This window comes from Acidiphilium multivorum AIU301 (assembly GCF_000202835.1).
GTDB classification, from domain to species: domain Bacteria; phylum Pseudomonadota; class Alphaproteobacteria; order Acetobacterales; family Acetobacteraceae; genus Acidiphilium; species Acidiphilium multivorum.
On the sequence record NC_015186.1, the window covers coordinates 1,039,377 to 1,051,846 of the forward strand.

Below are 12,470 nucleotides of genomic sequence, written 5' to 3' on the forward strand. Positions count from 1 at the left end.
GGGTCAGCCGGCGGCGAGGTCGAGCTCCCAGGTTTCGCTCTGGACCGGCTTGTCGAACTCCTCGTGGGTATGGACATCGACGATGCGGAACCCGTGCGCGGCGTAGATGCGGCGGGCGCTTTCGAGCACGGTGTGGGTCCATAACGTCATCCGCCGGTAGCCGGTCTCGCGGGCGAAGCCGACGCAGGCCGAGACCAGGGCGTTGCCGATGCCGAGGCGGCGGGCGAAGGGCTCGACATAGAGCAGGCGCAGGCGGCTGAGACCGTCGCCCTCGTCGGTGAGGAAGACCGAGCCGGCCATGACGCCCTCCATCTCGGCGATCCAGCACTGTTCGCGCCCGGGCTTGAAGTTGCGCAGGAAGGCGGAGGTGACCTCGCCCTCGATCACCTCGATCTGCCGGCCCCAGCCATAGGTCTCGCGATAGATGAGGGATTGCCGCGCGGCGATCTGCCCCATGTCGCCGGGCCGGAAGGGGCGCAGGGCGAAGCGGCGGGTCGAAGGGTCGCCGAGCAGGATGCGGGCGAGGGTGAGGGCGCCGACCAGGTCGCGCTGCTGGGCGGGGGCGAGGCCGTCGAGCGTGGTGGCGACGGCGTTGCGCTGGCGGCTGTCGAGATCGGCGAAGACGTCGCGCCCCGCGGGCGTGAGCGCGATTGGCCGGCGCCGGGCATCGCCGACAGCCGGGCTGCGGGTGATCCAGCCGCGCTCCTCGAAGCGGCGCAGCACGCGGCTGACATGGCCGGCGTTGACGCCGAGGGCCGCGCGCAGGTCGGCGGCCAGCGGCGCTTCCGCCTGGGCGATTTCATAGAGCAGCCGGGCTTCTCCGAGGGTGAGTTCGGTGCCGAGGAACCGGGTGTCGAGCGCGCCGACGAAACGGGTGAAGAAACGGTTGAACGCGCGGACGCCATCCATTGCGTTATCCATAATTAATAATGCCATGAATTGTTGACTTGAGCAACTATTTCTTCGCGCACGGTCTTTCGAGGGCGAGACACCGTCAGTTGGCTCTCTGGCAGTTGGCTCTCTGGCGTTCGGCAGACAGCCATTTGGATCGGCATGCCGGGAGAGAGAAGGTGCCGAGGCGGCGGGGCGGATCGATTCAGATTCATTTTGAATAAAGATTTAGACATTACGATCTAAAAAAATATTAATACATCGTATTTCGTTACAATGTTAATGAAAGGTTACTGCCATCGCCATTCATCCTCGGATTTCCCCCGGGTTGAGCGGACGAAAATAATCATTGCAACTTGCAGGTGGAGCTTTCATGTCAAAGGCGTTCCGTAAGAAAGTGTTGGCCACGACACTGTATGTCCTGGGTTTGGGTTCGGTTCTGGCGCTCGCCGGATGCGGCTCCAGCCCTTCGGTGACCCCTGTGTCCGGCGCGGTTACCGGAGGAGGTTCATCCGGAGCGAAATCCAGCGGGGGAGGCACGGCGGGCGGAAGCACGGCGGGTGGCTCGACGGGTAGCTCGACGGGGGCGGCGGGCTCGGCAGGGGCTACAGGCTCGGCGGGGGCGACGGGCTCGGCGGGGGCGACGGGCTCGGCGGGCGCCACGGGTGCGACCGGAGCAACTGGTGCTACGGGCGCAACAGGTGCTACGGGCGCTACGGGCGCTACGGGTGCAACCGGTGCGGCAGGTGCGGCGGGCGTCACAAGCTTCCTCAGCCCTGTCACCAATGCGCTCGCCAAGGTTTCGGTCCTGAACACCTCGACGAGCTCGTCCAGCGTCAAGCCGCTGATCAGCGCCAATGTGCTGAGCACGACGCCACAGGCGAATTCCCCGATCCAGGTTGGTGTGCTGTCGAACGGCCAGGTGGTCCAGCTCAAGGCCGGATCGCTCAGCACCTCGACGCTGCCGGTGGTTTCGACGCTTCTGGCGACGTCGAGCAAGAGCGTCGGCAGCAATGTCGGCGGCGTGGTCAACACGGTGGCAAACAGCACTGGCAGCGTGCCCGTGCTGGGTGGCACGCTGAAGGGGGCGCTGGTGACGGCGGGCAACGCGATTGGCGGCACGAGCAATCCGGGCGGGGCGACGCTGACCCAGACGCTCACAAACCTGACCGGCTCGGCCGGCACCATTCTCGACACGGCGACCGGCACGTTGCCGACAGGGTCGACCGGAACGCTGCCGATCGGAACGCTGCCGACCGGAACAGGCAATCCGCTGGCGCCGGTCACCAGCACGGTATCGACCATCACGGGCACGCTGTCAGGCGCGGCGGGCGGTTCGAGCCCACTGGCGCCGGTGACCACGACGGTATCGACGGTTACGGGCACGTTGTCCGGCGCGACAGGGGGCAGCACGAGTCCGCTTGCGCCGGTCACCGGCGCATTGTCCACCGTGACAGGGGCGCTGTAACAGGAGTTCAGCCAGGGACGGCGGCGCCGGTCGCTGTCCCTGGCTTGTCTTGGCGCCGGTCTGAATGTCGCAGAAGAAATATTATGGAACCTTATTGCGTGGCGTAATGCCCGCGATGGCGCGCGGACCAGGATACAATTTGAAAATCGCGACCCCGCGTTTGTCAGATCGGGCTCACATTTCCGGATCAGGATCGACCCGCGTCAACCCTGTCCGGGACTCCGACCATGGAACCACCGCCGTCGCATCTGCTTGCCGTCGTCGTCCCCGTCCGCGACGAGGCGCCGAACATTCCGCCGCTCGTGGCCGAATTCGGCACGGCGCTGGCCGGGATCGATCACGAGATCATCTTCGTCGACGACGGCAGCACCGATGACAGCCAAGCGGTGCTCGCGGCACTGGCGAAGGAAAGGCCGGAGATTCGCGTCCTGCGCCACACGGGGAGTTTCGGTCAGAGCGCGGCAATACTCACCGGCGTGACCGCCGCGAACGCGGTGTGGATCGCCACGATTGATGGCGACGGGCAGAACGATCCGGCCGACATTCCGGACATGCTCCAGCGCGCCTGGCAGGAAGAGCGGCCCGATGAGCCGGTGCTGGTGGCGGGGCGCCGCGTCCGGCGCAAGGACAGCGCGATGAAGCGGATCGCCTCGCGGATCGCCAACGGCGTCAGGGCGCGGGTGCTGCACGACGGCGTGCCCGATAGCGGCTGCGGGCTGAAGCTGTTCCGGCGCTCGGTCTTTCTCGGACTGCCGCGCTTCGACCACATGCACCGGTTTCTGCCGGCGCTGTTCGCGAGCATCGGCGGGCGGACGGTGCTGCACCCCGTTGCCCACCGCCCGCGCGTGGCCGGGCGGTCGCATTACGGGACATGGGACCGGTTGCGTGTCGGGATCGTCGACCTCGCGGGCGTGGCCTGGTTGCAGCGGCGGGCCTGCCGGCCGGTTCTGGGCGCAAGCGCGGCCGATGCCGGGTCGCCGGCCTCGCTGGAGGTGGCTCGGTGATCCGCCTCGCCCGGCCGGCGCTGCTGGCGGGAGGGCTGCTGGGCGCGGCGCTGGTGCTGCACCTGCATCCGTTCGGCGCGCTGTTCGCGCCGCATCCCGGCCACGGCTGGCGTGACGCGCTGGCACTCGGCGCGCTGGGGGCGCTGGCCTGCGCGGTCGGGATGCCGAGGCAGGTGATCGGCTTTGCGGCGGGCTTCGCCTGGGGCGTGATTCCGGGCACGGCGCTGGCGCTTGCATCCCAGCTGGCCGGCTGCGCCGCCGATCTGCTCTGGGCGCGGCTGGTCGGCCGAGCCTTCGTGCGTTCCCGGCTCGGCCATCGGGCGGCCCGGATCGACCGCGCTCTCGCGGCGCGCCCGTTCACCGCCACGCTCACGCTGCGCCTGATGCCGCTGGGCAGCAATCTCGCGCTGAACCTGCTCGCCGGCGTCTCCAGCGTGAAAGTATTTCCGTTCCTCGCCGGATCGGCGCTGGGCTTCGTGCCGCAGACCGTGATCTTCGCCCTGATCGGCGCGGGCGGACGTGTGGGGCGGGATGTTGAACTTGCCGTGGGTGTCGTGCTGTTCGTGATCTCGATCGTGCTGGCATTCGGGCTGCGCCGCCGGATTGCGCCGGAACTCGCCGGCGTCTGACTCGGATCAGCGGCAGATGGCGCCCGACGAACAGGCGATCCGCGCGGCGGGCGGCGGGCTGATCCGGCGGATGACGATTTCGGAGCCGGCGCGCTGGGGCGGCGAAAGCGGGCCGAGACTTGCGGCCATCGCCGCAAAGGCGGCGGGCGAGGGTTGCGCCCCCTGCCCCGCCGGCCCGTAGATCGCGAAGACCGGACGTCCCTCGGCCAGCGCCGCCGCGGCGCGCGCGCGCCGCTGGGTGACGAGCGGCGCGAGGGCGGGATCGTAATGGCCGAGCATGGCCCAGGCCGCACCGTCGCTTGCCAGGATGACGTCGCCCGCCGTGGCGCGCGCGGCGAGCCGGGCCGCCGCCAGATCCCAGCGGGGCTTGGTTTCGGCATGGTAGTAGGGCGCGAGATTGAACAGCAGCACGGCGGCGGCGGCCGGCAGCGCCGCCAGCCTCGCAGGTGGCGGCAGGGCTTCGATGCCGAGGCCGGCGAGAACGAAGAAGGGCGGCGCGCTCCAGAGCAGGTAGCGCGGCAGCATCACCGGGTGGACGAGCGAGACGACGCCGAGGGCGATCGGCAGGCCAAGCCAGACGATCAGCAGCACCAGTGCCTCGGCGCGGGCGCGCCGGAGGCGCCAGAGACCGAGGATGGCGAGTAGCGCCATTGCGGCGGCGAACCCGGGCAGGACGGGGGGCAGCAGCCGCATCGTCACCATCGTCGCGTCGCGCATGAAATAGAGACTGGCGGCGTCGGCCCACAGGAACGATGCGGAAGGCGGCGGAATCCAGGCGAACCCTGCCATCGGACCCTGGGGCGGCACCAGCAGCAACAAGGCATAGGCCGGCGCCACCAGCAACAGGAGGGCGGCATTCAGCGCGACCCAGCGGCGGAGAAGCCCGATGCGGTCGCGGCTCCGCGGCAGGGCGGCGGCGAGTATCGCAAGCGTCGCCGCCGCCAGCCAGGGAAGCGCATCCGGGAGCACCAGCAGCGCGCCCGCGGTGCCGAGACCAAAATTCAGCCAGGGGCGGCGGGAGGGCGCATCGGGCGCGCGCACGAGGCCGAGCAGACCGTGCAGCGCCAGCAGCAGGGGCGCCATCATCAGCGTGTAGGACCGGGCTTCCTGGCCGAATGCGACCTGCAGCGGCGCGAAGGCCATCAGCAGGCCGGCAAGCCAGGCGCCGCTCCGTCCGCCGGCCGACCAGGCGATGGCAAAGACCAGCGCCGCGCAGGCGGCCCCGGCGAGTGCCGGGACAAGGCGCAACGCCGCCACCTGCGCGGCCTTCGGCGCGAGCAGTAGCGCGGCGCGCTCGATCACGAAAAAGCCCGGCAGATGGTGGTTGCGCAGCGAATCGAGCACGAGGCCGTGCAGCGGCCGTCCGGCGCGGGTGAAGGTGATGACCTCATCCAGCCAGAGCGGCTTGGCCCCGAGCCCGTGCAGGCGTGCCGCGAGCGACGCCGCGAAAACCAGCCCGATGCCCGCCAGAAGTCCGGCCCGCTCGCTGCGATGATCCGACGCCGCCCGCATCGCGACAGAATGACGCCGGCGTGTAACGGATCGACGACGTTCGGTGTCGGCTGCGTTTCGATTGCGTTCTCAATTCTTTGTTAACCCGGTTGGGGCATGGTGTCGGCGGATCGAGGAGCGGGCCAGTCGCATGGCCCGGCGGGAGTAGAGGAGCGGATGAGCGGGCAGGCTCGAACGAACAGGACCGACAGCGCGACACAACTCGCGCAGGAAGAGATCGACTCGATTCTCTCGGGCGGGGGCGCTCTTGAGGACGACGCTCTGCAACCGGAGCCGGAAGCGGAGCAGGAAGCCAGCCGGCTGCTTTATGGCCGGGCGGACAGCTATGAGCGGCTGCCGATGGCGGAAGTCGTCTTCGAGCGGCTGTCGCGAATCCTGGCCGGCTCGCTGCGCAACCTGTTTCAGGACAATGTGGAAGTCCGGCTGACGCGGCTGGCCTCGCGGCGGTTGGCAGACAGCTTTGCCGAGATCGCGCCGATGGCGCTGCTGGGCGTGTTCCGCGCGCGGGAGTGGGACAATCTCGGGCTGATCCATGTCGACGCCATGACGGTGAGCAACCTGACCGAGATCCTGCTCGGCGGCCGTCGGGTTGCCGCCGCGACCGGACAACTGCCCAAGCCGGTGACCTCCATCAGCCGCAACCTGACCGAGCGGCTGATCCGGGTGGTGCTGCACGATCTTAGAAACAGCTTCGCGCCGATCTGCGACGTGACGTTCGATTTCGAGCGCACCGAGACCGATCCGCGATTCGCGACGATCGGACGGAATTCGGGCGTGGCGCTGACCGCGCGGCTCAGCCTGCACTCGGCAGGGCGCAACTGCATGATCGACATCATCCTGCCCTTCGCGACGCTGGAACCGGTGCGCGAACTGCTGCTGCAACAGTTCATGGGCGAGAAGTTCGGCCGCGACTCCATCTGGGAAAGCCATCTCGCCGAGGAACTCTGGCACACGGATATCGAACTCGAGGCCGTGCTCGACGAACAGACGATGAAGTTGGGGGCGGTGATGGACCTGCGCGTCGGCGACATCATCCCGATCAATGCGCCGCGCGGCTCGGACGTTACGCTGCGCTGCGGCAGCGTGGATCTGTTCGCCGGCCGCCTTGGCGTGCGGCACGGCAGGCTGGCCGCCGAAATCCGGGGTTGGATCTCGCGCGAGCGGGAATAGCTCCGCCGGGCCTGGCCCGGATCGCGAATTATGCCCTGTTCGAGGTTCGCGATCCGATTGCTGCGTGATTCAGGAAGCGGGTTCGACGATCCGGGGGAACAAGCCGGACGGCGGCGGCAGAACGGCGCCAGCGTCGAGCGGGGTGGCGAGTGACGCGAAACCCCGCCGATCCGCCGGAAGGGCAAGCTGGTCCAGCAGTTTCGCCATGGCTTCCGGCATGAAGGGCTGCAGCAGGATGCCGACGACGCGCAGCGCCTCGCAGAGGGTCCGCAGCACAGTCAGCATCCGCTGCGGGTCGGTCTTGCGCAAGGCCCAGGGAGCCTGGTGGTCGATATAGGCGTTGGCGGCGCGGACGAGTTTCCAGACCTCCTCGATCGCCTCCTGATAGGCCAGGCGATCCATCGCATCGCGCATGCGGTCCGGCAGGCCGTCGGCGATGGCGCGCAGCGCGTGATCGGCCTCGGCGGCGGGACCCGCTTCGGGCACCACGCCGCCAGCGTTCTTGGCGATGAAGGAGAGCGTGCGCTGGGCGAGGTTGCCGAGATCGTTGGCGAGCTCGACATTGATCCGCGTGATGACCGAACGGCGGGAGAAATTGCCGTCGTTGCCGAAGGGCATTTCGCGCAGCAGGCAGAAGCGCAGCTGGTCGAGCCCGAATTCCGCGATCAGCGGCTCGACGGCCAGGGCGTTGTTGAGCGACTTGCTCATCTTCTCGCCCTCGATCGTCCACCAGCCATTGGCGAAGATGCGGCGGGGAACCGGCAGGCCGGCGGCCATCAGCATCGCCGGCCAGTAGACGGCGTGGAAGCGGGTGATTTCCTTGCCGACCAGATGCAGGTCCGCCGGCCAGTATTTCATCAGCGGCGCGTCCATGTCCGGATAGCCGCAGGCGGTGAGATAGTTGGTCAGCGCGTCGATCCAGACATACATGACGTGATCGGGCGCGCCGGGCACCGGAATGCCCCATTTGAAGCTGGTGCGGCTGATCGAGATGTCGCGCAGGCCGGAGCGGACGAAGGAGAGCACCTCGTTGCGGCTGGAAGCGGGCTGGATGAACTCCGGATTGTCTTCATACAGTTTCAGAAGACGATCCTGGAACGTGCTGAGTTTGAAGAAATACGAGGGTTCGCGCACCCACTCGACCGGCGCGCCGAAGGGCGAGCGCTTGATGCCGTCCGCGCCGGTGACGAGCTCGCTTTCATCATAGAAGGCCTCGTCGCGGACGGCGTACCAGCCCTCGTAATGGCCGAGCTCGATGGCCCCTGCCCGCTCGATCGCCTGCCAGATCGCCTGGCAGGAGCGGATGTGGCGGGGCTCGGTGGTGCGGATGAAATCGTCGTTCGAGATGTTCATCGCCTGCGCCATGGCGCGGAACTCGCCGGCGATGCGGTCGGTGAACTCTTGCGGGGCGATGTTGTTCGCGCGGGCGGTGGCCTCGACCTTCTGGCCATGCTCGTCGGTGCCGGTGAGGAAATGCACGTCGAACCCGTCGAGCCGCTTGAAGCGCGCGAGCACGTCGGCGGCGACCGAGGTGTAGGCGTGGCCGATATGGGGCGCGCCGTTCACGTAATAGATCGGGGTCGTGATGTAGAATTTTCGGGTCATGGCACTCGGAGAAGCTGGAGCATGGTCAGAACCGCCGCACGCGGGTCGAGATTGAGACCGTCGACCTCCGCCGCGATCCTGCCGAAGTCCTGCCAGAGGCGGGCGCGGCCATCAAGCGCCGGCGACGGTTTGGCACGGGCGGCGGCACGGGTTTCGGTGGCCAGGGCGGCGCGCAGCAGGTCGGCGAAGGTGGCGAAGCCGTCATCGGCGCGGGCGATCGTATCGGCGATGGCGGCGTCGCGCGCGGGCGGGAGCGGACCGGCGAGCGCTTCGCCCACGAGGCCGGCCAGGGCGAGGCCATCGGCATCGGCGAGGGACAAGGCGCGGCCGATCGAGCCTTCGGCCAGCGCGGCCAGGGCCGTGCGGCGTTCGGCGGGAAGGTCGGGCAGAGCGGCCGCGAGCAGGCTGCTGACGGTGTCGGCCGGCAGCGGGTCGAGGTCCAGCCGGCGGCAGCGGCTGCGGATGGTGGGCAGCAGGCGGCCGGGCGCGTGGCAGACCAGCAGCCAGATCGCCCGGGCCGGCGGTTCCTCGAGCAGCTTGAGCAGCGCGTTGGCGGCGTTGCGGTTCAGCGCCTCGGCCCCATCGACGATGACGACGCGCCACCCCCCCTCGCCCGGTGTGAGCCGCAGGAAGCGGCCGGCGGCGGCGACCGTGTCGACCACGATTTCGCCCTGCATCCGCTTGCGCTTCTCATCGTAGCGGCGCTCGATGACCAGAAGGTCGGCATGCGCGCCGGTGGCGATGCGGCGGAAGGCGGGATCGCGCGCGGGGAGCGACAGGTCTGGCGTGCGGGCGCCGGCGAGCAGCCACCGGGCGAAGCGGAAAGCGAGCGTGGCCTTGCCGATTCCGGGCGGGCCGGCGATCAGCCAGGCATGGTGCAGGCGCGCGCCGGTCGCGGCGCGGAAGAGTTCGGCAACGGCGTCGTCATGGCCCCGAAGCTCGGGATTGGCGCGGGGCGGCAGCATCAGGCGATGGCGAGGCCGAGCCGGGCGCGGATGAGGCCGGCGAGGGTTTCGGTGACATCCTCGATCCCGCCGGCGGCATCGACCAGGACGCAACGATCCGGCTCGGCAGCCGCGATGGCGCGGAAGCCGTCAGCGACGCGGATGGCAAAGCCGGTATCGAACTGTTCGTAGCGGTCGGCGGCGCCGCCGCGGTGCGCCAGTCGCGCACGGGCGATGGCGTCCGGCAGGTCGAGGATCAGCGTGAGATCGGGCGTGGCGCCGATCATCGCGCCGAGGGTTGCGATCGCCGCGCGGTCCACGCCCAGGCCGTGGCCCTGATACGCCATCGTCGAGTCGGTGAAACGGTCGCACAGCACGACGGCGCCGTGTTCGAGCGCCGGGCGGATGATGGCCGCGACATGGTCGGCGCGGGCGGCGAAGACCAGCAGCGTATCGGCCAGCGGCGCGAAATGGCGCGCGGGGTCGAGCATCAGCGCGCGAATCGCTTCGGCCCCGGGCGTGCCGCCCGGCTCGCGGGTGGTCAGAACCTCGTGCCCGGCGGCGCGAAGCCGGGCGGCAAGGCGGGCAATCTGCGTCGACTTGCCGGCCCCCTCCCCGCCTTCGAGCGTGATGAAGACGCCCTGCCGGCTCACCGGACCACGATCTCGGCGCCGGCGACGCCGCGGTCGAGCAGCGAACGCAGCGCCGCATCGGCGGCGGGCGCGCTGGCATAGGGGCCGAGGCGCAGCGCATAGAGGGTGCGGCCGCCGGCGGATTGCGGGAGGATCGCGCCCGGCATGCCGGCGAGCCGCGCGCGCAGGTTCATGGCGTCGGTGGTGGACCCGAAGCCGGGGATTTCGACATAGAGCGGGCCGGGCGATGGTGGTGCGGTGCGCACCACGCCGGACAGGCGCTCGACAGCGCCGGGGACGCCGGCCGGATGCGCGGTGGCTGGGCGGATCGTGCCGGAAACCGCGCCGGCCGAACCGCCGGCGCCGGGCGGCGGCGGCAGGGCGGCGGCGGCGACCGCGCCGACCGGCGCCGCCGTGAGATGGGGCCCGGCGCCAAGGCTGCCCTGCAACGCCGCCGAGCGCCCGGCGAGCAGTTGGACGCGGACCTCGGCGACGCCGTCCGCCGGCATGCCGAGCAGGCGCGCGACGCGGGGCGTGACCGCGACGATCCGCCCGGCCTGCATCGGTCCGCGATCGTTCACGCGGACGGCAAGACTGTGGCCGGTATCAAGATTGGTGATTCGCACGATCGAGGGCAGCGGCAGGACCGGGCTTTGGGCGGTCAGGCTGTCGGCGCGATAGGCCTCGCCATCGGCGGTGAGTCGTGCCGGGCCGGGGGCGATCAGGGTGGACAGGCCGGTGCGGTCGTAGTGGCCGAATACCCGCGGATAATGCCATTGCCCGCCGGCGTTGTAGGGTTTCCCGACCGTGTAGCGGACGTGCTGCGCCGGCGGGGGGCGATGATGCAGCAGGCCGCAGCCGGCGAGTGCCAGCGCGGCCGCGAGCGGCAGGGTCGCGCGGATCATGCGAGGATCCGGCGGCCGAGTTCGCCGACCGCGAGGGCGTAGAGATCGGACGGGTTGTAGCTGCGGATCGCACGGAAATTGCCGAAGGCGAGGAAAGCTTCGCCGTGCGGGCCATCCGGCAGCAGCAGGGAGGCCGGGGTGGTTGCCGGCAGTCGGCGAGCCGGTGCGAGGCGATGGACGCCGAGCGCCTGCCAGCGCGCCAGCGGCAGCGTGTGGCCGCGCCCGGCCAGCGCGGTGTCGAAATGCGGTGGAATCAATACCGGCTCGCTCGACGGCAGGCCGAGCCGCCAGTGCGACTTGCGCATGTAGTTGGCGATCGAGGCCAGGGTGTCGGGCACGCTGGTCCAGATGTTCGGCTGGCCGTGGCCGGAATAGCTGACCGCCGTGCTGAGGTAGATGCTGGGCATGAATTGCGGCTGCCCCATGGCCCCGGCCCAGGAGCCGCGCAACTCGGCAAGGCGGATGTCGCCGCGGCTGACGATCCGCATCGCGGCGATGGCCTCGCGGCTGAAATAGGCGCTGTTCTTATACCAGGCGAGCGTGGCGAGAGCGTCGATCACGTTGAAATCGCCCTGGTAATGGCCGAAATCGGTCTCGATGCCCCAGATGCCCACGATCGGCGCGGCGGCGACACCGAAGCGGGCGCGGATGTGTTCGAGCAGTTCCCGGTGCCGTGCGAAGGCCGCCCGGCCCTCGGTCACCCGGGTTTCGGTCACGACACGGGCGCTGTATTGCGCCCAGGTCAGGGTGAATTCGGGCTGATGGGTTTCGTAATGGATCACGTCCTGGTTCGGCCTGAGGCCGGACAGGGCGGCGCCGGCAATCCGCCCCGGGATTCCCTCTTGCCGGGCGCGGCTTTCGAGTGTGTGGATGAAGGCCTCGAACCCCGCGGCGCGGGCGGGCCGGATCAGGACGGGGGCGAACGGCAGGGCGGCAACCACGAAGCGACGTTTCATCGTGCCGTTCTGCCACGGTGCGCGCCCTCGCGGAAGGGCGGATCAGGACAGGGCGACGTCCGAGGCGGCGAGTTCGACCAGGCGCTCTAGAATGCCGGGTTCCTGGGCGCCGGCGATCGCGGTCTGGCCGTCGATGATGAAGCAGGGGACGCCGTTGATGCCGAGGCGGTGCACGAAGAGATTGTCGGCATGGATCTGGTCGGTCGCCCGGTCGCCGGCGAGAAAGGCCGCGACGCGATCCCGCGGCAGGCCGTGCGCCGCCGCGAGGGCCGCGAGTGTTGCGGCGTCGCCGATGTCACGGCCTTCGGTGAAATAGGCGCGGAAGATCGCGAGGACCAGATCCTCGACGGGGCCGTGGTCGTGGGCGAAGCGGATCAGGCGGTGCGCATCGACGGTGCTCGGCGCGCGGCTGATTCGCGGAAAGGCGAGATCGAGGCCGTCCTCGGCGGCGATCGCGGCGACCGCCGCGTGGAACCGTCTTGCGCGCTCCTCATCGCCGAACTTGCGCGCCGTGTAGTCGGCGCGGCTGATGCCGGGGCGAGGCATGTCCGGATTGAGCAGGAACGGCCGCCATTGCGGCGCGATCGGCAGGTCCGGCCGGCTGGCGCGCAATTGCTGCAGGCGGTGAACGCCGAGATAGCACCAAGGGCAGACGAAATCGAAAACGACTTCGACCGTGATCCTCGGCAGGCGCGGCAAGACCATGTTCACGGATGCGGAGTCTAGCGGAAAGCGGGGCGCCGGCAAAGCAAAA

12 protein-coding genes are annotated in these 12,470 nt (G+C 69.5%); 4 read left to right on the top strand and 8 right to left on the bottom strand.

Annotation, left to right across the window (positions count from 1 at the left end; translation table 11 throughout):
• Window positions 1-3: 3 nt before the first annotated feature.
• Entirely contained in the window at window positions 4-909 is a 906-nt protein-coding gene (locus ACMV_RS04505) for a bifunctional helix-turn-helix transcriptional regulator/GNAT family N-acetyltransferase (protein ID WP_013639683.1), read from the bottom strand.
• A gap of 454 nt (window positions 910-1,363) precedes the next feature.
• Between ACMV_RS04505 and ACMV_RS21430 the strand changes: the two genes are divergently transcribed.
• From ACMV_RS21430 to ACMV_RS04520, 3 genes are all read left to right on the top strand, one after another.
• Window positions 1,364-2,359 carry a hypothetical protein gene (locus ACMV_RS21430; RefSeq protein ID WP_231844484.1) on the top strand — a complete coding sequence of 332 codons (996 nt, stop codon included), beginning with the start codon at window positions 1,364-1,366 and terminating at the stop codon, window positions 2,357-2,359.
• Between the two features lie 227 nt (window positions 2,360-2,586).
• A complete protein-coding gene (locus ACMV_RS04515; protein ID WP_007424799.1) occupies window positions 2,587-3,363 on the top strand; it encodes a glycosyltransferase family 2 protein in 777 nt (258 codons plus the stop codon).
• Window positions 3,360-3,992, top strand: coding sequence for a TVP38/TMEM64 family protein (locus tag ACMV_RS04520; RefSeq protein WP_011941898.1), 633 nt, complete (start codon window positions 3,360-3,362; stop codon window positions 3,990-3,992). The genes ACMV_RS04515 and ACMV_RS04520 overlap by 4 nt, the downstream gene beginning before the upstream one ends.
• Window positions 3,993-3,998: 6 nt before the next feature.
• On the opposite strand, the gene ACMV_RS04525 is transcribed toward ACMV_RS04520, so the two are convergent.
• Window positions 3,999-5,504, bottom strand: coding sequence for a glycosyltransferase family 39 protein (locus ACMV_RS04525; protein ID WP_013639685.1), 1,506 nt, complete (start codon window positions 5,502-5,504; stop codon window positions 3,999-4,001).
• 156 nt (window positions 5,505-5,660) lie between these two features.
• Between ACMV_RS04525 and ACMV_RS04530 the strand changes: the two genes are divergently transcribed.
• A complete protein-coding gene (locus tag ACMV_RS04530) occupies window positions 5,661-6,674 on the top strand; it encodes a flagellar motor switch protein FliM (protein WP_007423207.1) in 1,014 nt (337 codons plus the stop codon).
• 69 nt (window positions 6,675-6,743) lie between these two features.
• Here the strand turns inward: ACMV_RS04530 and metG are convergent, their stop codons facing one another.
• The 6 genes from metG to ACMV_RS04560 are packed head-to-tail and all read right to left on the bottom strand — an operon-like array spanning window position 6,744 to window position 12,421.
• Window positions 6,744-8,279 carry a methionine--tRNA ligase gene (gene metG / locus ACMV_RS04535; protein ID WP_007423208.1) on the bottom strand — a complete coding sequence of 512 codons (1,536 nt, stop codon included), beginning with the start codon at window positions 8,277-8,279 and terminating at the stop codon, window positions 6,744-6,746.
• Window positions 8,276-9,244, bottom strand: coding sequence for a DNA polymerase III subunit delta' (locus tag ACMV_RS04540; protein ID WP_013639686.1), 969 nt, complete (start codon window positions 9,242-9,244; stop codon window positions 8,276-8,278). Before ACMV_RS04540 ends, metG begins: the two co-directional genes overlap by 4 nt.
• A complete protein-coding gene (gene tmk, locus ACMV_RS04545) occupies window positions 9,244-9,876 on the bottom strand; it encodes a dTMP kinase (RefSeq protein ID WP_011941894.1) in 633 nt (210 codons plus the stop codon). Before tmk ends, ACMV_RS04540 begins: the two co-directional genes overlap by 1 nt.
• Window positions 9,873-10,760 carry an SPOR domain-containing protein gene (locus ACMV_RS04550; protein ID WP_013639687.1) on the bottom strand — a complete coding sequence of 296 codons (888 nt, stop codon included), beginning with the start codon at window positions 10,758-10,760 and terminating at the stop codon, window positions 9,873-9,875. Before ACMV_RS04550 ends, tmk begins: the two co-directional genes overlap by 4 nt.
• On the bottom strand, window positions 10,757-11,716 hold the full coding sequence (locus tag ACMV_RS04555) for a lytic murein transglycosylase (protein ID WP_013639688.1): 960 nt from the start codon (window positions 11,714-11,716) through the stop codon (window positions 10,757-10,759). The genes ACMV_RS04550 and ACMV_RS04555 overlap by 4 nt, the downstream gene beginning before the upstream one ends.
• Before the next feature lie 42 nt (window positions 11,717-11,758).
• Entirely contained in the window at window positions 11,759-12,421 is a 663-nt protein-coding gene (locus ACMV_RS04560) for a DsbA family oxidoreductase (protein WP_011941891.1), read from the bottom strand.
• Window positions 12,422-12,470 lie beyond the last annotated feature (49 nt).

Coding starts and splice junctions, on each gene's coding strand:
- ACMV_RS04555 (WP_013639688.1), bottom strand. CDS start 11,716: ATGAAACGTCGCTTCGTGGTTGCCGCCCTGCCGTTCGCCCCCGTCCTG.
- ACMV_RS04530 (WP_007423207.1), top strand. CDS start 5,661: ATGAGCGGGCAGGCTCGAACGAACAGGACCGACAGCGCGACACAACTC.
- ACMV_RS04560 (WP_011941891.1), bottom strand. CDS start 12,421: ATGGTCTTGCCGCGCCTGCCGAGGATCACGGTCGAAGTCGTTTTCGAT.
- ACMV_RS04550 (WP_013639687.1), bottom strand. CDS start 10,760: ATGATCCGCGCGACCCTGCCGCTCGCGGCCGCGCTGGCACTCGCCGGC.
- ACMV_RS04525 (WP_013639685.1), bottom strand. CDS start 5,504: ATGCGGGCGGCGTCGGATCATCGCAGCGAGCGGGCCGGACTTCTGGCG.
- ACMV_RS04540 (WP_013639686.1), bottom strand. CDS start 9,244: ATGCTGCCGCCCCGCGCCAATCCCGAGCTTCGGGGCCATGACGACGCC.
- ACMV_RS04515 (WP_007424799.1), top strand. CDS start 2,587: ATGGAACCACCGCCGTCGCATCTGCTTGCCGTCGTCGTCCCCGTCCGC.
- metG (WP_007423208.1), bottom strand. CDS start 8,279: ATGACCCGAAAATTCTACATCACGACCCCGATCTATTACGTGAACGGC.
- ACMV_RS04505 (WP_013639683.1), bottom strand. CDS start 909: ATGGATGGCGTCCGCGCGTTCAACCGTTTCTTCACCCGTTTCGTCGGC.